The organism is Propionicimonas sp. (assembly GCF_049840635.1).
GTDB lineage: Bacteria > Actinomycetota > Actinomycetes > Propionibacteriales > Propionibacteriaceae > Propionicimonas.
Genome location: NZ_JASGKL010000005.1, coordinates 2,186,945 through 2,212,841 on the forward strand (window position 1 = coordinate 2,186,945; position 25,897 = coordinate 2,212,841).

General features: G+C 71.3%; 24 protein-coding genes. 11 read left to right on the forward strand and 13 right to left on the reverse strand.

Annotated elements, in window-relative coordinates; all coding sequences use genetic code 11:
- The first annotated feature begins 310 nt into the window (after nucleotides 1-310).
- Complete coding sequence (locus QM779_RS15735) at nucleotides 311-1,822, forward strand: sigma-70 family RNA polymerase sigma factor (protein WP_428537040.1); 1,512 nt, start codon at nucleotides 311-313, stop codon at nucleotides 1,820-1,822.
- Between the two features lie 99 nt (nucleotides 1,823-1,921).
- Entirely contained in the window at nucleotides 1,922-2,227 is a 306-nt protein-coding gene (locus tag QM779_RS15740) for a hypothetical protein (protein WP_428537045.1), read from the forward strand.
- 46 nt (nucleotides 2,228-2,273) lie between these two features.
- On the opposite strand, the gene QM779_RS15745 is transcribed toward QM779_RS15740, so the two are convergent.
- The 5 genes from QM779_RS15745 to QM779_RS15765 all read right to left on the reverse strand — a co-directional run bounded on the left by QM779_RS15745 (nucleotide 2,274) and on the right by QM779_RS15765 (nucleotide 6,214).
- Nucleotides 2,274-3,314 (reverse strand): hypothetical protein, encoded by a 1,041-nt coding sequence (locus tag QM779_RS15745; protein ID WP_428537048.1) that lies wholly within the window; start codon nucleotides 3,312-3,314, stop codon nucleotides 2,274-2,276.
- Nucleotides 3,302-4,453, reverse strand: coding sequence for a sensor histidine kinase (locus QM779_RS15750; RefSeq protein ID WP_428537051.1), 1,152 nt, complete (start codon nucleotides 4,451-4,453; stop codon nucleotides 3,302-3,304). The genes QM779_RS15745 and QM779_RS15750 overlap by 13 nt, the downstream gene beginning before the upstream one ends.
- Nucleotides 4,454-4,509: 56 nt before the next feature.
- Nucleotides 4,510-5,160 (reverse strand): response regulator, encoded by a 651-nt coding sequence (locus QM779_RS15755; protein WP_428537054.1) that lies wholly within the window; start codon nucleotides 5,158-5,160, stop codon nucleotides 4,510-4,512.
- A gap of 83 nt (nucleotides 5,161-5,243) precedes the next feature.
- Nucleotides 5,244-5,675: a DUF2231 domain-containing protein gene (locus QM779_RS15760; RefSeq protein ID WP_428537057.1), complete on the reverse strand. Its 432-nt coding sequence runs from the start codon at nucleotides 5,673-5,675 to the stop codon at nucleotides 5,244-5,246.
- 2 nt (nucleotides 5,676-5,677) lie between these two features.
- Nucleotides 5,678-6,214 carry a COG4315 family predicted lipoprotein gene (locus QM779_RS15765; protein ID WP_428537060.1) on the reverse strand — a complete coding sequence of 179 codons (537 nt, stop codon included), beginning with the start codon at nucleotides 6,212-6,214 and terminating at the stop codon, nucleotides 5,678-5,680.
- A 111-nt stretch (nucleotides 6,215-6,325) separates the two neighbouring features.
- On the opposite strand from QM779_RS15765, the gene QM779_RS15770 reads away from it, so the two are divergent.
- On the forward strand, nucleotides 6,326-6,892 hold the full coding sequence (locus QM779_RS15770) for an RNA polymerase sigma factor (protein WP_428537063.1): 567 nt from the start codon (nucleotides 6,326-6,328) through the stop codon (nucleotides 6,890-6,892).
- A complete protein-coding gene (locus tag QM779_RS15775) occupies nucleotides 6,885-7,550 on the forward strand; it encodes a zf-HC2 domain-containing protein (RefSeq protein ID WP_428537066.1) in 666 nt (221 codons plus the stop codon). The genes QM779_RS15770 and QM779_RS15775 overlap by 8 nt, the downstream gene beginning before the upstream one ends.
- 70 nt (nucleotides 7,551-7,620) lie before the next feature.
- Here QM779_RS15775 and QM779_RS15780 read toward each other — a convergent pair whose 3' ends face one another.
- Nucleotides 7,621-8,475, reverse strand: a complete 855-nt coding sequence (locus tag QM779_RS15780) for an SDR family oxidoreductase (RefSeq protein WP_428537069.1) — start codon at nucleotides 8,473-8,475, stop codon at nucleotides 7,621-7,623.
- A gap of 41 nt (nucleotides 8,476-8,516) precedes the next feature.
- On the reverse strand, nucleotides 8,517-8,690 hold the full coding sequence (locus QM779_RS15785) for a hypothetical protein (protein ID WP_428537072.1): 174 nt from the start codon (nucleotides 8,688-8,690) through the stop codon (nucleotides 8,517-8,519).
- A gap of 223 nt (nucleotides 8,691-8,913) precedes the next feature.
- Between QM779_RS15785 and QM779_RS15790 the strand changes: the two genes are divergently transcribed.
- A complete protein-coding gene (locus tag QM779_RS15790; protein ID WP_428537075.1) occupies nucleotides 8,914-10,800 on the forward strand; it encodes a subtype A tannase in 1,887 nt (628 codons plus the stop codon).
- A gap of 27 nt (nucleotides 10,801-10,827) precedes the next feature.
- Here the strand turns inward: QM779_RS15790 and QM779_RS15795 are convergent, their stop codons facing one another.
- Nucleotides 10,828-11,859, reverse strand: coding sequence for an aldo/keto reductase (locus tag QM779_RS15795; RefSeq protein WP_428537078.1), 1,032 nt, complete (start codon nucleotides 11,857-11,859; stop codon nucleotides 10,828-10,830).
- Nucleotides 11,860-12,049: 190 nt separating this feature from the next.
- Here QM779_RS15795 and QM779_RS15800 point away from each other — a divergent pair, with 190 nt between their 5' ends.
- Together QM779_RS15800 and QM779_RS15805 are read left to right on the forward strand one after the other, a co-directional pair.
- Nucleotides 12,050-12,982 carry a VOC family protein gene (locus QM779_RS15800; RefSeq protein WP_428537081.1) on the forward strand — a complete coding sequence of 311 codons (933 nt, stop codon included), beginning with the start codon at nucleotides 12,050-12,052 and terminating at the stop codon, nucleotides 12,980-12,982.
- Nucleotides 12,979-13,608 (forward strand): alpha/beta hydrolase, encoded by a 630-nt coding sequence (locus QM779_RS15805; RefSeq protein ID WP_428537084.1) that lies wholly within the window; start codon nucleotides 12,979-12,981, stop codon nucleotides 13,606-13,608. Before QM779_RS15800 ends, QM779_RS15805 begins: the two co-directional genes overlap by 4 nt.
- 162 nt (nucleotides 13,609-13,770) lie before the next feature.
- Here QM779_RS15805 and QM779_RS15810 read toward each other — a convergent pair whose 3' ends face one another.
- The 5 genes from QM779_RS15810 to QM779_RS15830 all read right to left on the reverse strand — a co-directional run bounded on the left by QM779_RS15810 (nucleotide 13,771) and on the right by QM779_RS15830 (nucleotide 19,395).
- A complete protein-coding gene (locus tag QM779_RS15810) occupies nucleotides 13,771-14,574 on the reverse strand; it encodes an ABC transporter ATP-binding protein (RefSeq protein ID WP_428537087.1) in 804 nt (267 codons plus the stop codon).
- The gene (locus QM779_RS15815; RefSeq protein ID WP_428537090.1) at nucleotides 14,571-15,623 is read right to left on the reverse strand and encodes a FecCD family ABC transporter permease; all 1,053 of its coding nucleotides are present in this window, start codon (nucleotides 15,621-15,623) and stop codon (nucleotides 14,571-14,573) included. Before QM779_RS15815 ends, QM779_RS15810 begins: the two co-directional genes overlap by 4 nt.
- Nucleotides 15,620-16,591: a FecCD family ABC transporter permease gene (locus QM779_RS15820; protein ID WP_428537093.1), complete on the reverse strand. Its 972-nt coding sequence runs from the start codon at nucleotides 16,589-16,591 to the stop codon at nucleotides 15,620-15,622. Before QM779_RS15820 ends, QM779_RS15815 begins: the two co-directional genes overlap by 4 nt.
- A gap of 73 nt (nucleotides 16,592-16,664) precedes the next feature.
- The gene (locus QM779_RS15825; protein ID WP_428537096.1) at nucleotides 16,665-17,714 is read right to left on the reverse strand and encodes an iron-siderophore ABC transporter substrate-binding protein; all 1,050 of its coding nucleotides are present in this window, start codon (nucleotides 17,712-17,714) and stop codon (nucleotides 16,665-16,667) included.
- A gap of 649 nt (nucleotides 17,715-18,363) precedes the next feature.
- On the reverse strand, nucleotides 18,364-19,395 hold the full coding sequence (locus QM779_RS15830) for a LacI family DNA-binding transcriptional regulator (RefSeq protein WP_428537099.1): 1,032 nt from the start codon (nucleotides 19,393-19,395) through the stop codon (nucleotides 18,364-18,366).
- 235 nt (nucleotides 19,396-19,630) lie between these two features.
- Here QM779_RS15830 and QM779_RS15835 point away from each other — a divergent pair, with 235 nt between their 5' ends.
- From QM779_RS15835 to QM779_RS15850, 4 genes are all read left to right on the forward strand, one after another.
- Complete coding sequence (locus QM779_RS15835) at nucleotides 19,631-20,950, forward strand: ABC transporter substrate-binding protein (RefSeq protein WP_428537102.1); 1,320 nt, start codon at nucleotides 19,631-19,633, stop codon at nucleotides 20,948-20,950.
- A 90-nt stretch (nucleotides 20,951-21,040) separates the two neighbouring features.
- Nucleotides 21,041-22,015 carry a carbohydrate ABC transporter permease gene (locus QM779_RS15840; protein ID WP_428537105.1) on the forward strand — a complete coding sequence of 325 codons (975 nt, stop codon included), beginning with the start codon at nucleotides 21,041-21,043 and terminating at the stop codon, nucleotides 22,013-22,015.
- The gene (locus QM779_RS15845; protein ID WP_428537108.1) at nucleotides 22,008-22,820 is read left to right on the forward strand and encodes a carbohydrate ABC transporter permease; all 813 of its coding nucleotides are present in this window, start codon (nucleotides 22,008-22,010) and stop codon (nucleotides 22,818-22,820) included. Before QM779_RS15840 ends, QM779_RS15845 begins: the two co-directional genes overlap by 8 nt.
- Nucleotides 22,817-25,825, forward strand: a complete 3,009-nt coding sequence (locus tag QM779_RS15850; protein WP_428537111.1) for a glycoside hydrolase family 2 TIM barrel-domain containing protein — start codon at nucleotides 22,817-22,819, stop codon at nucleotides 25,823-25,825. Before QM779_RS15845 ends, QM779_RS15850 begins: the two co-directional genes overlap by 4 nt.
- The last annotated feature ends 72 nt before the right edge of the window (nucleotides 25,826-25,897 follow it).

The window sequence follows — 25,897 nt, forward strand, 5'->3', positions numbered from 1 at the left end:
TCTCCGTACCCCCGTGCGGAGGTCTCAGCAAGGATCCTGGGGCGCCGGTGAAGACCCCCTCCGGCGCCTCAGGCCGCGCTCGCCCGGGAACGGGAGAATTCGCTGTGTTCCCGCGTCAGATCGCCCTTCCGTGCGGTGTCTCTGGTGAGGACGCGCGTGTCCTCGCCGGAAGGCCGCCCGCATCCACTGGACGGAGAGGACTCACGCGGGGGGCGTCGTCCTCTCCGTCCGGCGGTGGTGAGCGCACGTGCGCGCCACGGCACGCGGTGCGGTGTTCGTGCCGCGAACGATCGAGGGGAGTTGCAGGACGATGAGCCTGGCGGCGGACGCTTTTCGCGCCGACGACGTCGACGACGTCGCAGGCCTGGACGATTCCGAGCTGCTCCAGCGCAGCCGGGGCGGTGACGCCACGGCGTTCGCGGAGCTGTTCGTGCGCTATCGCGCCCTGGCGGTGAGGATTGCGACCCGGACCTCGCGGGACGTCGACGCCGATGACGTGGCGGCCGAGGCCTTCGCACGGGTGTGGTCGGCGGTGTCCAGGGGCCGCGGTCCCGAGCGTGTGTTCCGCCCGTATCTGGCCGCGGCGGTCCGAAACGTCGCCCTGAACATGTGCCGCGGCGCGAGGGACGTCCCGACCGACCCCGTGATGCTCCCAGAGGTCGAGGTCATCGACGCCACCTCGACCGGCATCGCGGAGGCGGAGCGCATCCAGCAGGCCTTCGACGGCCTTCCACCCCGCTGGCGCGCAGCCCTCCAGGCGGTCGACATCGACGACGTCCCGGTCCAGGACTTCGCTCGTCGCAACGGTTTGTCCGCCAACGCGGCGTCCGCCCTGTGCCTGCGCGCGCGGGAAGGGCTGAAGGTGGCCTGGTTGCAGGGCCACGTGCAGCGGGCCGGCCGGAGCGAGGAGTGCACCTGGACGCTCGAACGGCTCGGCACGTTCCAGCGCGGCCGGCTCCCCGCCGCCCAGCGCGATCGCGTGGACGCACACCTGGCGGAGTGTGCGGACTGCCGGTCCACCCGCGGTCGGCTGGCCGTCGTCGCCGGCGCTCTCAAGGTCTCGACCCTCTTCGCGGGGACGGCGGGGGCTGCGCTCGCAGCGAAGGCTGCGCTGGGCGCGGCCGGTGCGACGGCCACGGTGACAGCGAGCGGGGCACCCCTGAGCGTCAACATCGTCGGTGCATGGACGAAGGCACTTCCCGCCTGGAAGGCCACCGCCACGGGGCTGCTCCAGACGGGTGCCGTGCAGGTCGCAGGCGGGGCCGTTGCAGCGGTCGCCCTCGTCGCGGGCGCCGTCGGGATTGCCTCCGCGTCGGAACAGCAGCCGGCCGGCTCGGCACAGGCGGCCGTCGTGGCCGCCACGACCCCGGCCCGTCCGGCCAGCGCGCCGGCCACGACGACGCCACCGACCCCCGAACCCACCAGGTCCCCGACCACGACGCCCACGCCCACGGCCAGGACGACCCCGACTCCCCGCGTGGAGTCGACAACGACCCAGAGGGTCAGGAAGAAGGCGACCCCGCGCGTCACCACCCCTGCCGATCCGACGCCGACCCCGTCCGCTCCAACCCCGTCCCGCACTCCCGTCGCGCCCACGGAGCCACCCCGGAACATTCCGATCCCCTCGCCCCCCGGTGACCCGGAGCCGGCGGGCTCACCGAAGCCCTCGCCGTCGCCCGCGGACGACCCCGAGCCGGCTCCGGTTCCCACAGGGACGCCCTCGACGGGGACGCCCGCAGGGCCGCCCTCGACGGGCCGTCCGCCGTGGCCGGGCGTCGGCCCTGGTCGTCCGTCGCCCACGTCGACGCCGGCCGGACGGTGACGTCCACACGCCGGCCCCTCGCGGGGGACCTCCCGCAGCCAGGAGCGGAATCGTCGTGGGAATGAAGCCGCAGCCGACCTCCGGGAAGGGGGGCCACCGATGAGCCGCACGCCCGTCCGTTGCATCGTCCTGACCTGCGACAGTTGCGGGACCCGCACGTCCAGCGAACGCGAGGCCGACTACTACCCGAGCCTTGCCCACGCGCGGGCAGACGGCTGGGAGACCGCGGACGGCAGCGACCTGTGCATCAGTTGCGCGGACGAACACCGCTGCGAACGCGAGCCGGGCGGCCACGACTGGGCACCCTGGTCCGCGGCGAGCGGTGCCGGCCGTTACCGCTCACGGGAGTGCCGACGATGCGCCAAGGAGCAGACGGCCGCCGTGTTGTCGCTGGTGGTGGCCTGAGGCCTCACGCCCGACGCGGGCCGTCCGCGGAGACACCCCGGGCGGCTCAAGCACGGGCTGAGGGCTCGGCGGGCCCCGGCGGCGACGCCAACGGACGGCCCTGGGCGTCGAGTTCCACTCGCTCGACCCCGCGTGCGGTCTCGAGCACCGCCGTCACGACTCCGGGGCGGCCCGGCGGCACCGCGCGAATCGTCGCGCTCCGCAGGTCCGGCTGATCGAGCGCATCGATGAGGTGTCGGACCACCCCGTCCGCGAGTGGTTCGGCAGGCAGTTCCCCGCGGCGGCCCAGGAGCAGCACGGAGACGCCGCGTGCTCGCGAGCGCGCCACTGCTGCGGCGAGGGCGGGGTGGCGGAGCTCCGCGGCGCGAAGGCGGTCGCGCACGTCCCCCTCGACGACGGCGAGGTGGCGGTGAAGGTCGGGGGTCAACGGCTCGCCGTCGGCGAGTTGGGTGAGGACCGGACGCACCTGGTCGGCGAGCTCGGCCATGCGTCGGCGGTACTCGACCTCCGCGACCGAGGCGGCCTCCACCTCCAGCTGCGCGGCGTCGGCCGTCCCGATCGCACGCCGCACCCGACGGACGATGGAGGCGAGCAGGACCGAGCAGGCGGACGCGGCGACGAGCGCGGTGACCGGCATCAGCAGGAGCTCGAAGAGGTCGGCGGGTGGCCTGCCGGTCACGGCACCCCAGGTCAACATGCCCGCGATCACCGCGCCGCCACCCGCGCCGCCGACGACCGGGTGGCCGCGCGGCATCAGCAGGACGAGGTAGTAGCAGCAGATGTTCACCAGGCCGTGGTCCTCGGCCCTCGTCATCTGCGCCACAGCGAGGGCTATCGGGACGATGGTGCAGACGAGCACGACGACCAGCTCGGTGCGACGCAACGGCACGTGGGGTGCCGTGATCGTGATCGCGGCGCCCAGGGGGAGCAGGTAGGCGATGACGCCCAGCCAGCCCGAGACGGCGAAACGTTCGGTGATCACCGCCTCGCCCACGCACCCTGCGGCCCACATCAGCACCATCGCCACCCGCGCGACCGGTTCGGTCAGGCCGGCGCCGCCCGACAGGGCGAAGTTCAGCCGCGCCATGACAGGTCCACCATCGTCCCGGTGCGCCCGGATTCGAGCACACAGTCGCCGCCGGGGAGCGCCTCCATCCTCGCGAGAATGCTCTCCCGCACACCGAGTCGTCCCTCAGGCAGCCGCTCGCTGTCGAAACCGGGCCCCGCGTCGCAGACGGCGACCCGCAACCGCTTCGGGCCCGCCTCGATCTCGGCCCACCGTGCCGCGGCGCCGGCGTGTCTGACGGTGTTGCGGGCCGCCTCGGAGGCGGCGAGCCGGATCGTCTCGACAGCGCGGACGGGGAGCTCGCCCGGATCGGACGTGACGACGATCTCCGTGTCGGGGGCGGCGTCGCGGATCGCCCGGACGAGGTTCTCGACGGCCTCGGCGACAGCCACCCGGGGGGTGTCCCGGCCGACGCGGGCGCCGTCGATCACCCCGATGGCGTGGCGCGCCTCCTGACGCAGTTCGGGTGGCGGTTCGCCCTCGAGCCGCATCGCCGCGGTGAGGGTGGCCAGCACCTCGTCGTGCACGACGCGGGCGAACTCGGCGTGCTGTGCGGTCCGGGCGCGGGCGACGACCGTCTCCCTCTGATGACGGCGGGCGTCTCGTTCGACGTCGGCGACGTTGGCCAGCAGGGCCCGGACACCCAGGAAGATGGCGAGGATCCCGACGTTGCCGACGTGCGTCGCCGCTTGACCGGCGATCGCCGCAGGGACAGTGCCGAAGGCGAGCCACGCCGACAGAACCGGCAGCAACCCCGACGCCACCTGTCCTGCGAGCGCGACACCGGGGCGGACGATCAGCACGAGGTAGCACATCACGGCGGTCTCGAAGCGCCACGCCCACAGCCCGCGGACCGCGTCGGGCGACCCGGTGTAGGCGAACGCCCAGGTGGCGAGGAGGGTGAGTTGCAGCAGCGGGGCGACGGTCCAGATCCATCGCAGCGTCCGGGTCGGGAGCGTCCAACTCGTGGCCGCCGTCATCACGATGAGCGCGGCGACGGCGAGCCCTGCAACGTTCCACCACACGGCCAGCGAAGCGTGGCTCTCCTGGAACCCGCCGACACCACCGGCGAGCAGGACCAGCCCCAGCATCGACGCCAACCAGCCGACCAGGGGATCGACCGGCGTCGGTCGCGTCCTCGCCCAGCGCAGCAGTGTCACGACGCAATTACAGCCCCACCGGGCGCGTGCGGGCAGCGACCTGCTGCGGGTCGGGCTCACGCGTCGTTCGGGACGATCCCGTCCTCGACGGCACGTCGGAACAGGTCCACCTTGGTCGGCGCGGCCCTGTCGGCGGCCGCGTACTTGGCACGAATCCGGCGAATGTGGTCGTAGACGGTCTCGCGGCTGACGACGAGGATGGCGGCCACGCGCTCTGCGGTCTCGCCCGAGGCATACAGCGCCAGCACCTCGGCCTCGCGCTTGGTCAGGTTCGCCGTGACGAACTCCTGGTCGGAGTCCAGCGCGTCCGCCCAGTCGGGGGTGGCCGCGACCTCGCCCCGCGCGACCGTACGGATGATCTCCGCGATCCGGGACGCCGACTCGGTCTTGCGGATCATGCCTGCTGCGCCTGCCCGGGAGGCCCGGCGGATGAGGTCGGCCCGGTCGCCGGACGTGAACGCGATCACGCTGGCCCCGAGCGGGGCGAGCATCGTGATGTTGGCCTCGGGAGACGACCCGTCCTCGAGGACGAGGTCGAGGAGGATCACGTCCAGACGCTGCCGCCAGGTGAGGAGCTCGAGCGGCGTCTGGGCGGAGGCGATGACGTACATGTCCGGCTGGGAGTTCAACATCGCGGTGGTGCCAAGGATGATCGCCGGATGGTCATCGACGATGCCGATCCTCAGCTTCCTGCCCTCGCGAGCCACGATCGAACGCTATCAGTGGCGGGGGATCCGGGGAACGCGCTGGCGCGGCTTCGGCGGCGGGGGTGGCCCGAGGCTGCGTGCCACTACGACGAGCCCCAGACGGCGCGGGCACCGCTGTCACCGGTGACGACGACCAGCGCGAGCCCCGCCACCGCGGCCACGACCGTGAGCGACGCGGCCACCCACCAGCCCGCCCTCGAGCGGGTGCGGAGCAGCAGGGCCGCCGGCAGCGCGATCGCCAGGGCGACGGTGGGGAACGGCACCAACTGGCCCCACATCCGGTGCGTGACGACGAGCGGCCCGGCGCCGAGGGCGTCCGCCAGCGCCTCACCCGAGAGCCGTGCCGCTACCGCGAATGCCGCTGCGGCAACGGCGAACGCCACGGTGAGCCAGCCGAAGTGCTCCCTGGCCCTTCCCCAGAGGATGACGGCCAGCGCCCCCAACGCCGACAGTGGCACCAGCACCACAGCCCCGTGCACGACCAGTGGGTGCAGGGGCAGTCCTCCGATCTCCATGGCTACTTCTTGACCGGATCGCCGTCGCGGTCGAGCACGAACCAGACGCTGTTGACGTTCTGGCCGGACACGTCGCCCGGCTTCGTGTCGCTCTGCCAGTAGTAGAGCGGCCAGCCGTTGTAGGTGGCCTGGGTGGTGCCGTCCGTCCGCGTGAACGATCCGAGCTTCGAGTCGTCCACCCCGCTGCCTGCGGTCGGGCTGCCCAGCAGCGGCGGCCAGGCGACGAGGCACTGGCCGCTGCAGGCGCTCGTGCCGGCGCTGTCCTTGGTGAACATGTACAGGGTCATGCCCTTGCCGTCGACGAGGATCGAGCCGAGGCTCGTGTCGGCCAGCGTGAGCGCCAGCGTTGCCGCGTCCGCCTGGCTCGCCGCGGCCGTTGCGGACGCAGACGCGGACGCTGACGCCGAGCCGGGGGCGGACGCAGGGCTTGCGGCAGCGGTGGCCACGGAGGCGGTGGGGCTCGGCGCGCCGGAACAGGCGCCGAGCAGGACGAGGCACAGGGCGGGGCCTGCGGCCATGGCGATACGTCGTGCGAGCATGGAGTCCTCCTCGTGTCGGGTGGTCTGCAGGTGATACGGCTCAACTCGCGTTCCGGATTGCGTCCGCGCGCAATCCGTTCGGGGCGTTCGTCCGTATCCCCTGATGTGACCGTGTTCTCGCTCGCCGACCGGGCGTCCGACGCCGCGCTGGTCGCCGCGCTGGCCCTGAACGACGAGCCCGCCGCGGTCGCGTTCGTCCGGCGCTTCCAGGGTCCGGTGTACGGGCTGGCGCTGTCGGTGACCCGCGATCCCGCGCTGGCGGAGGACGTGGCCCAGGAGGCGTTCCTGCGCGCGTGGCGCGCGGCGTCCAGCTACGACATCCGGCGGGGTTCCGTGCTGACCTGGCTGCTCACGATCACCCGCAACCTCGCGATCGACGCCATCCGGGCAAGGCGCAGCGCGCCGGTCGAGGCGGGGCAGCTCGAACAGCTGCTCTCCACCACCCTCGCCGGCCAGCCGCCCGACGGCACCGGGGGCCGGGTCGAGTCGATCGCTGCGGCGGAGCGGCTCGCCCGGCTCCCCGCCGAGCAGGCCCGGGCGGTGGTGCTGGCCGTCGTGGGCGGACGAACGGCCGCGGAGGTGGCCGCGTACGAGGGCATCCCGCTCGGCACGGCGAAGACGAGGATCCGCAGCGGCCTGCACCGCATGCGGCTTGCCATGGAGGCGGAACGTGACTGACTGGCATCCCGATCCCGACCAGCTGGTCGCCCTGGCGCTCGCCGATGTCGCCCCCGACGACGAGCAGCGGCTGGTCGCCCACCTCGCCGGCTGCCCCGCGTGCAGGGACGCCTACGCGGAGGTCTCCGACGGCGTGCAGCAGGCGCTCGCCGCCACCCCGGCGGTCGCCCCTCCGGCCGGGTTCTCCGGACGCGTCCTCGCCGGCATGGTCACGGACGAACCGGCCCTCCGGCCCCGGCGGCGAACGCCGCTGCTCCTCGTCGCGGCCGTCCTGCTCGGACTGCTGGCCGGCGTCGGTGGGACCCTTGCGGCGACGGCGTGGTTCTCGCGTCCGCCAGCCGCCGCCGGTCGTGCCCCGGTGGCGGCGTCCCTCGTCACGGACGCGGGGGACGCTGTCGGCTCGGTGGGCCTGGCGACCCTGTCGGGGCGCACCTACGTCCTGCTCAACGTCACTTCGGGCAAGCCCGACGTGCGCTACGAGTGCATCCTGGTGGGCGCCGACGGCACCCGCACCAGCGGCGGGGCATGGGCGCTGAACGACGAGTACGGCACCGGGACGGCGTCCGGCTCCTGGCTGGTGCCGCTGGCCGGCGACCCGCCGGTGAGCGTCGAACTCGTGGGCCCGTCGGGCGGGGTCTGGGCGCGCGCGAGCCTGTAGCCGAGGTCAGCGGTCGTCGAGGGCCGGCGTTCGTTGTCGAGCGCCGTCCGGAGCACGCAGCGCGGACCGCTCAGGTCCAGACGTCGCTGTGGTCGCGGACGAACTGGGCGAGCGACGTCGCCGGGTGACCGGTGAGGCGTCGGACGCTGTGGTTCGGCAGCGCCGAGACGTTGAGCCGGACGACCCGGTAGATCATCCGCTGCACGTCGAGGTAGTCCTGTGGCCAGCCCTCTCGGGCCAGCAGGTCCAGGTACTCGCGTTCGCTGGGTCGCGTGTAGGTGATCCGCCGACCGAGTTCGGCGGTCATCGTGCGGGCGACGGCCTCGTAGCCGAGGCTCTCCTCCCCGGAGAGCGTGTACGCGCGCCGGAGATGCCCGGGCTCGGTGAGGACGGCGGCGGCCACGCGTCCGATGTCGCGCGCGTCGATGAACGCGGTCCGTGCGCGTCCGGCCGGGACGACGATCTCGTCCCGCTCCCGGATCGGACCGGCCGGGGGCCCGGACAGGTTCTGCATGAAGAAGTTGGGGCGAAGAAAGGTGTACGGCGCGTCCCGCTCGCGCAGCCGCGCCTCGACCGCGTGGTGTGGGGTGGCACGGTTCGCCTGCACCCCCTGGAGTGAGAGGAAAACCACCTGCCTGATCCCCTGGGACGCGGCCACCTCGATCACGGGGAACAGGAACGTCCGGACGTCGGCGATGGCCGGTGGACGCATCAGGAAAAGGCGGTCGGAGCCGGCGAGGGCCTGAGCGAGTCGCTCGGGCGGGTCGCCGAACCGGAATGCGCGCCGCTCCGCGGCGGGAGGCAGGTCTGGTGCTCCGGCCGGGTCCCGGACGCCGGCGAGGACCCGCTCGCCGCGCTCCAGCAGTTCGGCCACGACGGCGGATCCAACCGTGCCCGTCGGACCGGTGACAAAGACCCCGCTCACCGCTCCAGTCTGGGGGAGCGAGGCGGGGCCGAGGTCGGGTCTCAGGCGCTGCGCAGCGCGGGAAGGAGGCGCCGGGCGGAGCGCTGGCCACGGCGCGCGGCGGAGCGGACCATGCGGGCGGGGCGGTGGGACGCGGGGGTGACGTCGGTGGCCGGGCGTGCGTCGCTGAGGGTGCGCTCCGAGAGTGCGATCTGGTGGGCGAACTGAACGATCATGACTACTGCTCCTACGGCCTGCCGATCATGAGTTGATCGATAAAGGCAACGTTACACTTTATCGATCAACTCGGCAAGTCGGCCCGAATGGTGGTGCGCCGCCGTTCGGGAGCCCACCCGGCTTACAGGACGCACAGCCACCGCACAGGACCGGCCGGCCGTCGGCACAGTGGCGGCTGTTTGCATGGTGGCGACCCCAGAGTTCCAGGACGGAGAATCCCCCATGAACGCGTTCACCCGGCGCAACTTCCTGATCGGTGTCGGCGGAGCCGCCGCCGGCATCGCCGCCGTCGGCCTGGTCGGCTGCACGGCCTCGACCTCGTCCTCGGCGACCGGTACGGCCTCGGCCGCCACCGCCACGCTGTCCTTCGACGGCGCGACCTGGAGCTACGACGAGACCAACGACGTCTACTACCAACTGGGTCGCTTCTACGTCGCGAAGCCACAGGCGTCCGACTACGAGACCCTCGGCGTCTACGTGCCCGGGAAGTACCTGACCGCGACGAAGAACAGCGACGGCACGTATTCCGCCACCGTGAACGCGTCCGGGAGCGTGGGCGACTACACCGCGGCGACCGCCCCGATCGTGTTCCCGGTGAACACGCCGGGCTACGCCGCGCAGAAGCCCCCGTCCAGCTACTCCTACGACGACGTGTCGGCCTACCTGAAGGAGGGGTTCGTCTACGTCGCCGCCGGCCTGCGCGGCAAGGACAGCAACACCGACTCCTACTCCGGCAACGCCCCGTGGGGCGTGACCGACCTCAAGGCCGCCGTCCGGTACCTGCGGTACAACGCCGACCTCATCCCCGGCGACAAGGACGCGATGTTCGTCTTCGGCCACTCCGGCGGCGGCGCGCAGAGCGCGGTGATGGGCTCCTCCGGCGACAGCGAGCTGTACACCCCCTACCTGGAGGCGATCGGCGCGGCCACGAAGGACGCGTCCGGCGCCGCCCTGAGCGACGCCATCGCAGGGGCGATGTGCTGGTGCCCGATCACCAACCTCGACTGGGCCAACGCCGCCTACGAGTGGAACATGGGCCAGTTCTCCACGTCGGGGACGCGCGCTGCCGGCACGTGGACAAAGGCGTACTCCGACGACCTCTCGGCGGCGTTCGCCGGCTACATCAACGACCTGGGCCTGACCGCGTCCGGGAAGAAGCTCGTCCTGGCGAAGTCGGACCAGGGCAGCTACCTCGCGGGCTCCTACTACGAGCACGTGATGAGCGTCATCGAGACCTCTCTGAACAACTTCCTCTCCGACACGACCTTCCCCTACACGCCGTCCAACAGCTTCATGGCCGGCATGGGCGGTGGCGCGCCGGCCGGCTCGGGTGGTGCCCCGTCCGGTGACATGCCCTCCGGCGGTGCGATGCCCAGCGGTGGTGCGATGCCCAGCGGTGGTGCGATGCCCAGCGGTGCTCCCAGTGGCGGCGCGATGCCGTCGGGGGGCGCGGGAGGTTCGGAGTCCTCGACCGAGTCGGTCACCTACGACACCGTGGACGACTACATCGACCACCTGAACAGCGACTCGACCTGGGTCGTCTACGACGCGGCGTCCCATACCGCGACGGTGACCGGGCTGGCGGGGTTCGTGACCAGCCAGAAGAACCCGTCCAAGGGCGTGGGGGCCTTCGACGCCCCCGATCGCAGCGCCACCGAGAACGTGGTGATGGGCCTGAACACCGCCGGGCTGCACTTCGCGCAGGTGTCGAAGGACGTGATCGCGGCCAACGAGGACGCCTACGCGAAGCTGACCGACTGGTCCGACGACTACGCGGCCAGCCAGTACACGTCCGACTTCGCCAAGACCGACAGCGTGGGCAAGGACGTCGCCTATCGCACCGACATGTACAACCCGCTCTACTACCTGTCCGACCACTACGACGGCAGCGCGAGTTCGACCGTGGCCCCGCACTGGCGGATCCGCACCGGGATCATGCAGGGCGACACGGCGAACACGACCGAGATCAACCTCGCCCTCGCCCTCGCTGCGCACGGCGTCGACCACGTCGACTTCGCCACCGTCTGGGGGATGGGCCACACGATGGCCGAACGCACCGGCGACGCGAGCACCAACTTCATCGCGTGGGTGAAGGAGGCCGTGGCCTGAACCGCGGCGCCCCGCGCGCAGGTCGGGTCAGCGGCGGCGGGCCGCCGCGTCCAACGCCGGGTTCACGTACGCGGAGTCGAAGGGGTTGGCCGTCGTGCCGGGGGTGACGATCGCGTCGATCCGGTCCAGGACGTCCGCGGACAGGTGGATGTCGGCGGCGGGCAACTGGGTGGTCAGCTGCTCCATCGTGCGCGGGCCGATGATCGCGCTGGTGACCGCGGGGTGGTTCACGACGAACGCGATCGCGAGTTCGACCAGCGTCAGCCCCTGCTCGTCGGCGAGGGACGCGAGCGCGTCCGCGGCCTCGAGCTTGCCGGCGTTCGCCGGGTCGTCGTGGTCGTAGCGCTGCCGGAACATCCCGTTCGCGCCGCGCCCGGCCGAGGGGGTCGGCGCGGCCGCGTCCTTGCGCCACTTGCCGCTGAGCCAGCCGCCGGCGAGCGGGGAGTAGCAGATCACGCTCATCCGGTGTCGCAGCGCGGTCGGCAGCACGTCCACCTCGGGGCTGCGGACGAGCAGCGAGTAGGACAGCTGCTCGCACACCGGCCGCACCAGCAGGCGCTCGCGCGCCGTCCACTGCGCCTCGACGAGCTGGCTCGCCTGGAACGCCGAGTGGCCGACGTAGAGCACCTTGCCCTGGTGGACGAGGTCGGTCAGGGCGGACAGCGTCTCCTCGATGTTCGTCCCCGGGTTGGGCCGGTGCAGCTGGTAGAGGTCGATGTGGTCGGTGCCGAGCCGGCGCAGCGAGTTCTCGACCTCGGCAACGATCCACCGCCGGGACGCGCCGCGCCGGTTGCGGTCGTCGCCCATCGCGCCCTGGAACTTCGTGGCGAGGATGACGTCGTCCCTGCGTCCGCGCAACGCCTTGCCGACGATCTCCTCCGACTCGCCCGCGGAGTACACGTCCGCCGTGTCGACGAAGTTGATGCCGGCGTCGAGCGCGGCGTGGATGATCCGGACGCAGTCGTCGTGGTCGGCGTTGTTCACCCCGCCGAACATCATCGTGCCGAGGCACAGGTTGCTGACCTCGACCCCGGTATCACCCAGGCTGCGGTACTCCATCGCGTGTTCCTCCCGATCGGGACGGCGCCGCGCCGTCCGTCCCGTCCATCCCAGCCGGGAAGGGGCGGGAAGGGAAGGGCTGGACGGGGTACGCCCGGTACCCCTGAGCGGGTAGTTGAACCGTCAACCAATCCGTCCTATGCTTGGTTGAAGACGCAACGATTCCGGCGGACGCCGGCGAGGAGGACCCGTGGACACCACGACCAGGACACCGTTCACGATCGGCGAGCGCTCGATCAACGCGGACACGGCGATGGACGCGGTCACGCTCCGGGTCGGTGACCTGGAGGGGATGAGCTCCTACTACGCCGACGCGTTCGCGATGGAACCGCTGGAGGAGCGCGCCCACGGCACCGAGGTGCACCGGGTGCTCGGCCGCGGCGCCACGCCGATGGTGCGGCTGATCCACACCCCTGACCTGCCCGAGGTCGACCCGCGGCAGGCCGGCCTGTTCCACACCGCGTTCCTCTTCGACGACGCGGCGGCGCTGGCGGCGACCGTCTACCGGGCGGCGACGGACGGGCGCAGCCGGTTCGTCGGGTCCAGCGACCACACGGTCAGCGAGGCGTTCTACTTCACCGACCCGGAGGGCAACGGCGTCGAGCTGTACACCGACCGTCCCCGCGAGCGGTGGGACTACCAGCGCGGCCAGATCTTCATGACCACCACCTACCTCGACCCCAACGCCTACCTGAAGGCGAACCTGAGCCAGGACGTGCTGGACGCGGGTCCCGCGCTGGCCGGCAGGGTCGGCCACGTCCACCTGCAGGTCGGCGACCTCGACGCGGCGGGGGAGTTCTACGCGGACACGCTCGGCTTCGACAGGACGATGACCGAGTACCGCGGCGCGCTGTTCGTGTCGGCGGGCGGGTACCACCACCACATCGCGATGAACACGTGGAACAGCGCGGGCGCCGGGCCGCGGGCCGCCAGCCTCGGTCTCGGCGAGGTCGCGATCACCGTCCCCGGACGTGCCGACCTGGACGCCGTCGCCGCGCGCCTGAACGAGCGCAGGCTGGCGTTCGCCGACGACGGCCGCTCGCTCACCGTGGACGACCCGTGGGGCACGAAGGTGACCCTGTCGCTGCCCGGCGCGTCCGTGGACGAGGTGCTGGCCCGGTGATCTCCGCCCGCCTGTCGGAGGCCGTCGGTGCGGCCGGGGACGCGCCGGTCGCCGTCCTGTTCCTGCACGGGTTCGGCTCGAACGAGGACGACCTGCCGGGGTTGGCACCCTTCGTTGCACCCGGCCTGCCGTGGGCGTCCCTGCGTGCGCCGATCACGCTGGGGCCGTCCAGCCACGCGTGGTTCGAGATCAGCACGCCCGGTGACCCGGCGCCCGAGCCGGTCGTCGCGGCCACCGACGCAATCTGGGAGTGGGTGGACACGAACCTGCCCGAGGCGGCGGCCGTGCTGCCGATCGGCTTCTCGCAGGGCGGGCTGATGGCGACCCAGCTGCTGCGGACGCGTCCGGAGCGGGTGGCGGGCACGGTTGTGCTGGGCGGCTTCGTGCTCGGCGCCGGCCAGCCGGCCGACGCGCTGCTCGCGGAGACCCGTCCGCCCGTCTTCTGGGGACGCGGCGAGCTCGACGCTGTGATCACGCCGGACGCGGTCGCCCGCACGGCGGCGTGGCTGTCCGCCCACACGACGCTCCAGGCCCGGACCTATCCCGGCCTCGCCCACGGCATCAACGCCGCCGAGGCCGCCGACGTCCTCACGTTCGTCGCGCAGGTCGCGTCCGTCCGCGCCTGATCGCGCAGGGCGGCACGTTGGGAACCGTCCCCAGCGAGCCGGGGGATCGATGGGGACGGTTCTTGGCGTGCCGCTTTTGGAGGAGGTCCGTCCCCGCGTGCCGGTTCCGCGGGGACGGTTCTTTCGTACCCGGCACGAAAGAACCGTCCCCTCGTACCGGGGTCAGGGGCGCGGGTGGTGGCGGCTGAACGGGGAGACCGAGGGGGTGCCTGTCGCCGGGTCGGGGACGACGAGCGCCTCGATGCCGAACACCTCGCGGACGAGCGCCGCGTCCACCACGTCGGCGGGGGCGCCGGCGGCGATCACCTCGCCGCCGCGCATCGCGATCAGGTGGTCGGCGTAGCGGCAGGCCAACGACAGCTCGTGCAGCACCATCACGATCGTCGTGCCGCGCTGGACGTTCAGGTCGGCCAGCAGGTCGAGGACGTCGATCTGATGGCTGATGTCCAGGTAGGTCGTCGGCTCGTCGAGCAGCAGCAGGTCCGCCTGCTGCGCGAGCGCCATCGCGATCCACACCCGCTGCCGCTGGCCGCCCGACAGGGCGTCCACCCGGCGCTCGGCGAGGTCCAGCACCCCCGCGGCCGCCATCGACGCGTCCACAATCTCGTCGTCGGTGGGCGAGCTGCGGCGCAGCCAGCCCTGGTGCGGGTAGCGTCCGCGCGAGACGAGGTCGGCGACCGTGATCGCCTCGGGGGCCAGCGGTGCCTGCGGCAGCAGCCCCAGCCGGCGCGCGACCTCGGTGGTCGGCAGCCGGTGGATGTCCGTTCCGTCCAGCAGCACCGTGCCGGCCCGCGGCGCCAGCAGCCGCGCCAGCCCCCGCAGCAGGGTCGACTTGCCGCACGCGTTCGCCCCGACGATCACCGTGGTCCGGCCCGGCGGCACCTGCAGGGTGAGCCCCTCGACGATGGCCACATCGTCGTAGCCGAGCGTCAGGTCGACCGCCTCCAGCGTGTGCGTGGTCGTCATGAGGAACCTCCCGGTCTGCGGACGGAGTCGTTGCGGGCCAGCACCCACGCCAGGTACGGGGCGCCGATCACCCCGGTCACCACACCCGCGGGCAGCGTGACGGACGGGATGGCGTGCTGCGCGATCAGGTCGGAGCCGGTCACCAGCGCGCCGCCGATCGCCGCGGACGCGACGAGCGACAGCGACGTCCGTCCGACCAGCCGCCGCGCCACCTGCGGCGCCATCAGCGCGACGAAGGCCAGCGGACCTGCGGCGCCGACGGCCACCGCGGCGAGCACCACGCCGGTCAGCAGCACCAGCGCCCGCGTCCGGTCGGGACGGATCCCCAGCGCGGTCGCGGTCTCGTCGCCCAGCTCGAGCGCCCGCAGCCCGCGCAGTTGCGGGACGAGCGCGACGGACGCCAGCGCGGCGAGCCCCGCGGTCACAGCGACCACCGGCCAGCCGGTGCCGTTCAGGCTGCCCACCAGCCAGGTGTAGGCGCTCGCGGCGTCCCGTAGGTCGGAGGTGGTCAGCAGGTAGGACGTGAGCGCGCCGGCGAACGCGGCCACACCCACGCCGACCAGGACCAGGCGCAACCCGGAGATCCCTCGGCGCCAGGTCAGCGCGGCGATCAGGAGCGCGCCCACCACGCCGCCGGCGATCGCCAGCAGCGAGAGCCTCAGGCCGGAGAGGTTCAGCGCCAGAACGCCCCACACACCGGCCGCCCCGGCGCTGCCGGTGACGCCCAGCACGTCCGGGCTGGCCAGCGGGTTGCGCAGCACGGACTGGAAGACCGCCCCCGCCAGCCCCAGGCAGACCCCCACCAGCACCGCGGCCAGGGCCCGGGGCAGGCGCAGGTCGAGCACCACGAAGCGGACGCTGCGGCTGGCCGTCCCCGTGAAACCCGACCACACCTCGGCGGGGGTCAGACCGGCGGCCCCGAGCAGCAGGGCCAGCACGAACAGGGCCAGCATCACGGCCAGAAGGACGGCGGAGACGGCGACCGTGCGGCGACGCAGCCCGGTGCGCCACGCCCTGGTGACGGCCCCGTGGGTGGTCGTGGTGCTCACAGCGTCACCGACCAGCCGCGGCGGACGAGCGCGATGAACACGGGGGCGCCGATGCCGGCGAGCACGATGCCGACCTGCACCTCACCGGGACGGGCGAGGACGCGTCCGGCCACGTCGGCGGCGACCAGCACCACGGCCGCAGCCGGCGCGGAGTAGGCCACCACCCAGCGGTAGTCCGGCCCGGTGAGCATCCGGACGAGGTGCGGCACGATCAGGCCGAGGAAGGCGATCGGCCCGCACACCGCCGTCGTCGCGCCGGCGAGAACGACGACCACGGCGCCGGCGAACAGGCGCGCGCGGTTGACCGGCAGGCCCAGACCGGCGGCGGTGTCGTCGCCCAGCGCGAGCAGGTTGAGCAGCCGGCCGCAGCACAGGGCGGCCACGATGCCGACCAGCAGGGCGGGCAGCGCGGGGAGCAGGACGTCGTAGCCGCGTCCCGCGACCGACCCGACCTGCCAGAACCGCATCCGGTCCAGCGACTCCTGGCTGGCGATCAGGATGCCGGAGACGAGGGAGAGGAAGGCGGCCGAGATCGCGGAGCCGGCCAGCGCCAGCTTCACCGGCGTGGCGCCGTCGCGTCCCCTGCCGGCGATGAGCCAGACCAGCACGGCGGCCACCGCGGCGCCGGCGAAGGCGAACCACAGGTACTGGGTGGGGGAGCTCGCGCCGAACACCCAGATGCCGATCACGACCGAGAGCGCGGCGCCCTCGTTCACACCGAGGATGCCGGGGTCGGCCAGCGGGTTGCGGGTGACGCCCTGCGCGACCGCGCCAGACAGGCCGAGGGCGGCGCCGCAGACCAGCCCGATGACCGTGCGGGGGAGCCGCTTCTCGACGACGGCGATGTGCTCGGGGTTGGCGGCGTCGTAGTGGAACAGCGCGTCCAGGACGGTCGGCCAGCTGATGTCGGCGGCCCCGATCGCGAGGCTCGCCACCGCGACAACGACGACTGCGGCCAGCAGCAGCACGGCCCCGAGGAGACGCCGACGCGCCGGGCGGGTCCGCGGTGTGCGGTCCGCCCGGCGCTGCAGAGGTTCGGTCTCAGCCGTCACTCTTGGCCGCCGCGGCAGCCAGCTGGGGCACGTACGCGTCCAGCATCCACGGGATCGAAAGGACGGTCGGCGCGCTGGACGCCATCACGAACGACTCGCCGACGATCGGGGCGAAGCGTCCCTCCTTGACCTGCGGCATCGCCGCGACCAGCGGGTCCTTGGCGAACGCGTCCGCCTCGTCCTGGCTGCCGAAGTAGGCGACCAGCACGTCGGAGTCGAGCTTCGACAGCTTCTCGAAGCTCAGCCCGTAGAAGTAGGTCTCGTCCGCCGGCTTGGGGTCGAGCTCGGCCACACTCGGGGCGACCTCCATGCCGAGCTCGACCAGCAGCTGCACGCGCGGGTCGCTCGCCCGGTAGATGTTGAACACCTCGGCCTCGTTGTTCGCCCCGTAGACGAAGGTCTTGCCCTTCAGCTCCGGGTGCGCGGACGCGAGCGCTGCGACCTTGTCGTTGGCGTCGGAGACCAGCTGCTCCGCCTCGGCCTCCAGGCCGAGGGCCTTGCCGACGATGGTGGCCTGGTCCTGCCAGCTGGTCGCCCACGGCTGGTCGGGGTAGGCCACGACGGGGGCGATCTTGCTGAGGGAGTCGAACTCCTCCTGAGTCAGGCCGGAATACGGCGCGAGGATGACGTCGGGCTTCGCCGCGACGAACTCCTCGACGTTCACCTCGCCGTTCTCGCCGCCCTTGAGCAGGGTCGGGGTGGTGCCGCCGAGGGCCTTGATCGCGTCCGCGTCCCACGGCAGCACGCCGTCGGTGCCGCCGTAGGTGTAGGCGGGCATCGCGACAGGGACGATGCCGAGCGCGAGCACGGCGTCCTGGCTGGACCAGCCCCACGTGGCGACGCGCTCCGGCTTGCTCTCGATCACCGCGTCCCCAAGGGCGGAGGTGATCGTCACGGGGAAGGCCGCGGCGCTCGCCGACGCCGACGCCGCCGGGGTGGACGCGGTCTCGGACGCGGGGCTGGTGCACGCGGCGAGGCTCGCGGCGAGTCCGAGTCCTGCGATCGAGGCAAGCAGTCGTCGGCGGGTGGTTCCTGGCACGGGGCGTTCCTCCTGGATGAGATTTAGGTAAGGCTAACCTAGCCTAAATCGGGCCGGGGTTGGACGCCCGTGTCGGCCGGGGAGGGACGGCTCTGGCGGCACGCCAGGAACCGTCCCCAGCGTGCCGGGGGAACGATGGGGACGGTTCCTATCGTGCCGACGACGCGGCTCCTCAGCGGAAGGGGAGCCTCTTGAGGCGGCAAGTGAAGAACCGTGGTGCGCCCCCGACGCCGAGGGCCACCCTTCCCGTCCAGAGCCCTCGTCCGGACAAGGGCCCTCGACGCGAACGGTGGCGCTCGTGCACGAGCGCTGGCCCTCGACGCGACTCGGCTTCCCTTCCCTGTCATCCCGGCGAAAGCCGGGATCTCGAGGACGTGCCCGTCGCCACCGACTCGGAGATCCCGGGTCAAGCCCGGGATGACAGGTGCGCGAGCCCAATCGCCGAGGGCCACTGTTCGCGTCCAGAGCCTCCGTCCGCACAGGGGCCCTCGACGCGACCCGGCCCCTTCCCTGTCATCCCGGCGCAGGCCGGGATCTCGACGACGTGCCCGCCACCACCGACTCGGAGATCCCGGGTCAAGCCCGGGAGGACAGGGAGAGGAAACGACGTCGTCCCGGGTCACGCCCGGGATGACCGGTGCCGCGCCCGTCAGCGGGAGGGCGGGGCGGTGGTGCTGCGGACGACGAGTTCGGTGGGGATCACCGTGCGGCCGTGGTGGCGCGGGCCGCGGGTGCCGAGCTGGTCGAGGGCGAGGCTGACCAGCTCCTGGCCGATCCGGCGGAAGTCCTGCTTCACCGTCGTCAGGGGCGGCGAGGAGAAGCCGCTGAGCGCGATGTCGTCGAAGCCCACCACCGAGATGTCCTCGGGGACGCGCAGGCCGTGCTCGTGGAGGGCCCGGATCAGCCCGAAGGCCATCTCGTCGTTCGCGCAGTACACGGCGGTCACGTCGCGGTTCTCCGCGATCCGCAGACCCGCCTCGTAGCCCGACCGGGCCGTCCAGTCGCCCCGCCAGGGCTCCGGCGGACGGATGCCGACCTCGGTCAGGCAGCGCTGCCAGGTGGCGAAGCGGACGTAGGCGGGCTCGGAGTCGTCCGGGCCGGCGATGTGGTGCACCTGCCGGTGCCCGAGGTCGAGCAGGTGGCGCGTCGCGTCCTCGCTGCCCTGCACCTGGTCGGCGACGACGGAAGGGTAGTGGCCGACCAGCCGCGAGTCCGAGACCGCCACGGCCATGCCGGCCGGCAGCGCCAGCGACTCCGGCGTGGCCTGTTCGGCCCGGATGATCACCAGCGCGTCGATCGCCTGGTGGGAGAGCCGGTGCGCGGCGTGCTCCCACTCGTCGGCCACGGGCTGCTGGACGCTGAGCAGCGTGACCGAGTAGCCCTGCTCCTCCGCGGCGCGCACGACGGCCTCCGTCGTCAGCGCCTCTCCCGTCCGCTCGAACCGGTAGGCGAGCAGTCCGATCGTGCCGAACGACCCGTTCCGCAGCGCCCGGGCGGCGCGGTTGGGCGAGTACCCCAACTGGTCCATCGCCCCGAGCACTCGCGCCCTGGTCTCCTCGCGGACGGCTTGCGATCCGGTGGACACCCGCGACACCGTCTGGGCCGAGACCCCGGCCAGGCGCGCGACATCCTCGATCGAGGGTCCGGTCTTGCGCCGACCGCGACCAGTCGTGCTGGGCATGCGCCGATGCTATCGCGTGGACCTGCAAAATGGGGACGTCAACATTGGGAACCCCTGTGACGGCCATCGTTATCGTTCTGTAACCGAGATTCGCCTGACAGGGACCGCGCGAAGGCGCTACGTTAACGTAAACATTCATGGACGACTCAGGGACGAGTGGAGGCGAGGGAGCCTTCCGGGACAGCACCGACCCGCACCTCGGTGGAGCATCGACAACAGAAGGAACACCCACTTCATGAACATCTTCAAGAAGGTTGCTGCGCTGGCACTGGTCGTGCCGCTGAGCGTTGCGCTCGCAGCCTGCAGCGGCGGATCCGCCGCCCCCGCCACGACCGCGGAGACGACCGCGGCCGCCGGCCCGAAGACCGGCACCCTCACCGTCTGGTGCTGGGACCCGACCTTCAACATCTACGCGATGAACGAGGCCGCGAAGATTTACCAGAAGGACAACCCCGACGTGAAGGTGAACGTCGTGGAGACCCCCTGGGACGACGTGCAGACCAAGCTGACCACCCTCGGCCAGTCCAACGAGACCAAGGAACTGCCCGACATCGTCCTGGTCCAGAACAACGCGTTCCAGAAGAACGTCATCAACTACCCGGACCTGTTCGCCGACTTCAGCAAGTCCGGCGTCGACTTCAGCCAGTTCCCCGAGGGTGTCGTCGCCTATTCGGTGATCGACAACATGAACTACGGCCTCCCGTTCGACAACGGCACCGCCATCACCGCCCTGCGCACGGACGTGCTCAAGGAGGCCGGGCTGACCGTCGATGACTTCACCGACATCACGTGGGACCAGTTCATCACCCTCGGCAAGCAGGTCAAGGAGAAGACCGGCAAGCCGCTGCTGTCCGGCCAGGCGGGCTCGTCCGACCTGATCACGATGATCCTGCAGAGCGCCGGCGCCAGCCTGTTCGACGATCAGGGCAACCCGACGATCACCAACAACGACGCGCTGCTCAAGGCCATTGACGTCTACCAGAAGCTGGTCAAGGACGGCATCCTCGTCGAGGTCAACAGCTGGGACGAGTACGTCGGCAGCTTCGTGAACTCCAACGTCGCCGGCACCATCAACGGCGTGTGGATCCTCGGCTCGATCCAGTCGGCCAAGGACCAGTCCGGCAAGTGGGCGATCACCAACCTGCCGAAGCTGGACGGCGTCGCCGGTGCCACGAACTACTCCGCCAACGGCGGGTCCTCGTGGGCGATCACCTCGAACGCGAACTACGAGCTCGCGTCCGACTTCCTGAACAAGACCTTCGCCGGCTCCAAGGAGCTGTACGAGACGATCCTGCCCTCCTCCGGCGCGCTGGCCAACTGGCTGCCGATGGCCGACAGCACCGTCTACGCCGAGCCGCAGAAGTTCTTCAGCGACCAGCCGGTGTTCTCCAAGGTGGTCGAGTTCTCCAAGCAGGTGCCCAAGAACAACACCGGTGCCTACTACTACGAGGGACGCGACGCGGTCAGCGCTGCGATCACCAAGATCATGAACGGCACGGATCCGGCAACCGCTCTGGAGGAGGCGCAGAAGACGGTCGAATTCGCGATGAAGTGATCCCATCCGTGATGTGATCCTTCTCGCCCGATGCAGATGGGTGGGGCCGGTGGACGCCGGCCCCACCCGGCGTGAAAAGGTGGAACTCCCGTGACCCAACCCGCACCGGCAGTGCTGCCGGACCGGCCCTCCCGCGTCCGCAGGAAGGCCGACACCCCCTCCGAGGACGGCGGACGAAGCCGGCGCAGGGGCCTCGAACAGCGCCGCAACGTCACCGGCTGGCTGTTCCTGATCCCCGCAGCGGTCCTGATCCTCTGGATGAACTTCTGGCCGATGTTCCAGGCGTTCCTGCTCTCCCTGCAGACCGGCCGCGGCAGCCGCCTGACCTGGGCGGACCCGCTCTGGTACAACTACGCGCGCCTGTTCGACGACGACATCTTCAAGATGACCGTCCAGAACACCTTCATCTACCTGATCGTCCAGGTGCCGATCATGCTGGTGCTGGCGCTGGTGCTGGCCAACCTGCTGAACGACCCGAACCTGCGGTTCAAGGGCCTGTGGCGCACCGCGATCTTCCTGCCGTGCGCGGTCTCGCTGGTCTCGTACTCCCTGGTCTTCCGGACGATGTTCGCCACCGATGGCATCGTCAACGACGCGCTGATGGGGCTGCACTTCATCGACTCGCCGATCAACTGGCTCGGCCAGACCGGCACGGCACGGCTGGTGATCATCCTCGGCCTGCTGTGGCGCTGGACCGGCTACAACATGGTCTTCTACCTCGCCGCGCTGCAGAACCTCGACTACTCCACGCTGGAGGCGGCCCGGATCGACGGTGCCGGGTCGTGGCGGACGTTCTGGTACGTGACCATCCCGCAGCTGCGTCCGATGATCCTGCTCACCGCGATCATGTCGACCAACGGCACCATCCAGCTGTTCGACGAGTCGTGGAACCTGACCCAGGGCGGGCCGGCGTACACGTCCATGACGATGTCGCACTACCTGTACGAGCTGTCGTTCCAGAAGAGCTCCAACGTCGGCTACGGCTCGGCGATCTCCTACGTGATCCTGATCATGGTCGCGATCCTGGCCTGGATCCAGATGAAGGTGGGTGACAAGCGTGACTAGGTCCGCGCTGCGCCGGGTGCCGAGCTACGCGTTCCTCGCGCTCTCGGCGATCCTCTCGGTCTTCCCGCTCTACTTCATGGTGGTCTCGGCCACGAACACCAGCCAGGACGTGCTGAGCTCGCGGCTGCTGCCCGGCTCGGCGCTCGCCGAGAACTTCGCCACCCTGGTCTCCCAGCAGGACGTGGCCGCGGCCATGTGGAACTCGACGGTCAACGCCGTCGCGACGACCGTGCTGGCGCTGGTCGTGTGCTCGATCGCCGGCTACGGCTTCGAGGTGTTCCACTCCCGGGGCAAGGACCGGCTGATGAGCGTCCTGCTGCTGGCGATGATGATCCCGTTCGCCGCGACGATGATCCCGCTGTTCCGGATGTTCGCCACCTTCGGGCTGACCAACACCACCTTCGCGGTCATCCTGCCCGCGATCGCGACGCCGTTCCTGGTGCTGCTGTTCCGGCAGGCGTCCCGGTCGTTCCCGCACGAGATCCTCGAGGCGGCGCGCATCGACGGACTCGGCGAGCTGAACATCTTCTTCCGGATCTTCCTCCCGACCATGAAGTCGACCTACGCCGCGGCTGCGGTGATCACCTTCATGGCGGCGTGGAACAACTTCCTCTGGCCGAAGGTGATCCTCATCAACAGCGCCTACCAGACCATGCCCATGCTGATCTCGAACCTCCGCGCGGGCTACGTGACCGACTACGGAATGCTGATGCTGGCGGTCCTGCTGGCCTCGCTGCCGACGATGGTGATCTTCCTCGTCCTGCAGCGCAGCTTCGCCCAGGGCATCACAGGAGCAATCAAGTGACTTTCGATTTCGACCGCATCGCCGATCCGACCTGGTTCGGCGAGTCCCGCCTGCCCGCCCACTCCGACCACCGCTGGTTCGCCGGCGCGGACGAGGCCGGACGGGGCGAGAGCAGCTTCGAGCAGTGCCTCAACGGCCTGTGGAAGTTCCACTACGCCAAGAACCCCGCGTCCACCGTGCCGGGGTTCGAGGCGCCGGACTTCGACTGCTCGGACTGGGACGACATCCCCGTCCCCGCCCACATCCAGCTGCAGGGCTACGACCGTCCGCAGTACACCAACGTGCAGTACCCGTGGGACGGGCACGAGAACGTGGTCCCCGGGCAGGTGCCGCAGCGCTACAACCCGGTCGGCAGCTACGTGACCAGCTTCACCCTCGACCACCCGCTGGCCGCGGGCGAGCGGCTCAGCGTGTCGTTCAAGGGCGCGGAGAGCGCGGTCGCGGTGTGGCTGAACGGGACGTACATCGGCTACGGCGCCGATTCGTTCACCCCGTCGGAGTTCGACCTCACCGACGCCCTGGTCGACGGGGACAACAAGCTCGCCGCGCAGGTGATCAAGTGGACGGCCGGCTCGTGGATCGAGGACCAGGACTTCTACCGGTTCTCCGGCCTGTTCCGTGACGTCGTGCTGTACCGGCGTCCGGCCGTCCACGTCGAGGACCTCCGGGTCACCACCGACGTGTCGGACGACCTCGCCGAGGCGACGGTGTCGCTGCGGGTCGCGCTGGCAGGGGACGGTCGCGTCCGGGCGACCCTGGCCGGGGTGGGCGAACTCGCCGCCGCCGAGGACGGGACGCTGTCGCTGAGCGTGGCGTCCCCCCGGCTGTGGAGCGCGGAGGACCCGTTCCTGTACGACCTGCTGGTCGAGGTCACCGACAGCTCCGGCACGGTCACCGAGGTCGTGCCGCAGCGGGTCGGCGTCCGTCGCTTCGGGATCGAGGACGGCCTGCTGCGGATCAACGGCAGCCGGGTCGTGTTCAACGGCGTGAACCGGCACGAGTTCGGGTTGGCCGGACGCGTGATGAGCCGCGAGCAGACCGAGGCCGACATCCGGCTGATGAAGGCGAACAACATCAACGCCGTCCGGACCAGCCACTACCCGAACAACTCCTTCTTCTACGAGCTGTGCGACACCTACGGCCTGTACGTGATCGACGAGATGAACCTCGAGTCGCACGGCTTGTGGGACCAGCACGGACGCGGCCTCACCACGCTGGAGGAACTGGTCCCCGGCGACCGCCCCGAGTGGCGCGACGTGCTGCTGGACCGGGCAGCGAACGTCCTCGAGCGGGACAAGAACCACGCCTGCGTGGTGATGTGGTCGTGCGGCAACGAGTCCTTCGGCGGGACGAACATCCTCGCCGTCGGCGACTGGTTCCGCGCCCACGACACCCGTCCGGTGCACTACGAGGGCGTGTACTGGGACCCGCGGTACCCCGAGACGTCCGACGTGGTCAGCCGGATGTACCCGCCGAGCACGGAGATCGAGGAGTACCTGGCCACCCACCGCGACAAGCCCTACATCCTGTGCGAGTACGCGCACGCGATGGGCAACTCGTTCGGGGCGGTCGACCGGTACGTCGACCTGGCCCACCGTGACCCGCTGTTCCAGGGCGGGTTCATCTGGGACTTCGCCGACCAGGCGATCGCGCTGGTCGACCGGTTCGGCGAGGACTACTTCGGCTACGGCGGCGACTGCGGCGAGGCGCCGCACGACGGCGACTTCAGCGCGAACGGCATCCTGTTCGCCGACCACACCCCCAAGCCGTTCCTGCAGGAGATGAAGTACCTGTACCAGGGCTTCCGGACGGTCGTCGGCAGGGACTCCTTCGAGGTGGAGAACCGGCACCTGTTCACCTCGACCTCCGCCTACGAGTGCGTGGTCACACTGCGCCGCGAGGGCCGGACGCTGGCCGCGGCGGTCGTCACGACCGACGTGGCGCCGGGGGAGCGCGGCAGCCACCCGCTGCCCTTCGCGCTGCCCCCGGAGCCGGGGGAGTACACGGTCGACGTGTCCTTCCGGCTCCGCGCGGGCACCGCCTGGGCGCAGGCCGGCCACGAGGTCGGCTACCAGCAGGGCGTGTTCACGGTGGCGGCACCGTCGCGTCCGACGAGGGCTGCGCGGACGCCGGAGGTCGTGACCGGCATCCACAACATCGGCGTGCGCGGCGAGCACTTCCTCGCGCTGTTCTCCGGCGTCCACGGCGGGCTGATCTCCTACCGGTACGGCCTGACCCACGACGGCGGGCGCGAGCTGTTGACGAGCATCCCGCGACCGAACTTCTGGCACGCCCCGACGTCCAACGAGCGGGGCTGGGACATGCCGTTCCGCGACGGCCCGTGGCTGCTCGCCAGCCGCTACGCACAGCGTCCCCCGATCGTCCCCACGCTCGAGGTCGTGGACGGGGCGGTGGAGGTGGGGTTCACCCACGTGCTGCCGACGACGCCCGGCAGCGAGTGCGACGTCACCTACCGCGTGGACGGCGACGGCCACATCGTGGTGACGATGGCGCTGCGTCCCGGCGAGGGGCTGCCGGACGTGCCGGAGTTCGGGCTGCTGCTCACCGCGGACGCGTCCCTGCGGCACCTGCGCTGGTACGGCGAGGGGCCCCAGGAGTCCTACGTCGACCGCAGGAACGGCGTCCGGGTGGACGTCCACACCGGCGACGTGCGGACCCAGTTCACGCGCTACGTCCGGCCGCAGGAGGCGGGCAGCCACACCGGCGTCCGCTGGGCCGAGGTGACCGACGACCGCGGCGCGGGCCTGCGCTTCGACGCGGAGGTCCCGATGGAGTTCTCCGCGCTGCCGTGGACGCCGTTCGAGATCGAGAACGCCCTGCACCCCAACGAACTGCCGCCCGTGCACCGCACCGTGCTGCGTCCCGCCCTGATGCGGCGCGGCGTCGCTGGCGACCACGCGTGGGGGGCGATGACCCATCCGGAGTACCGGGTGCCTTCGGGGCCCCTGGAGTTCCGGTTCGGGTTCCAGGGGGTCCGCCGCTGATCGCGGGCGCCGTGGCGTCCGTCCCGCCCGCCGGGAACCGCCGGGCCGGTGTCTCCCCTCACACCGGCCCGG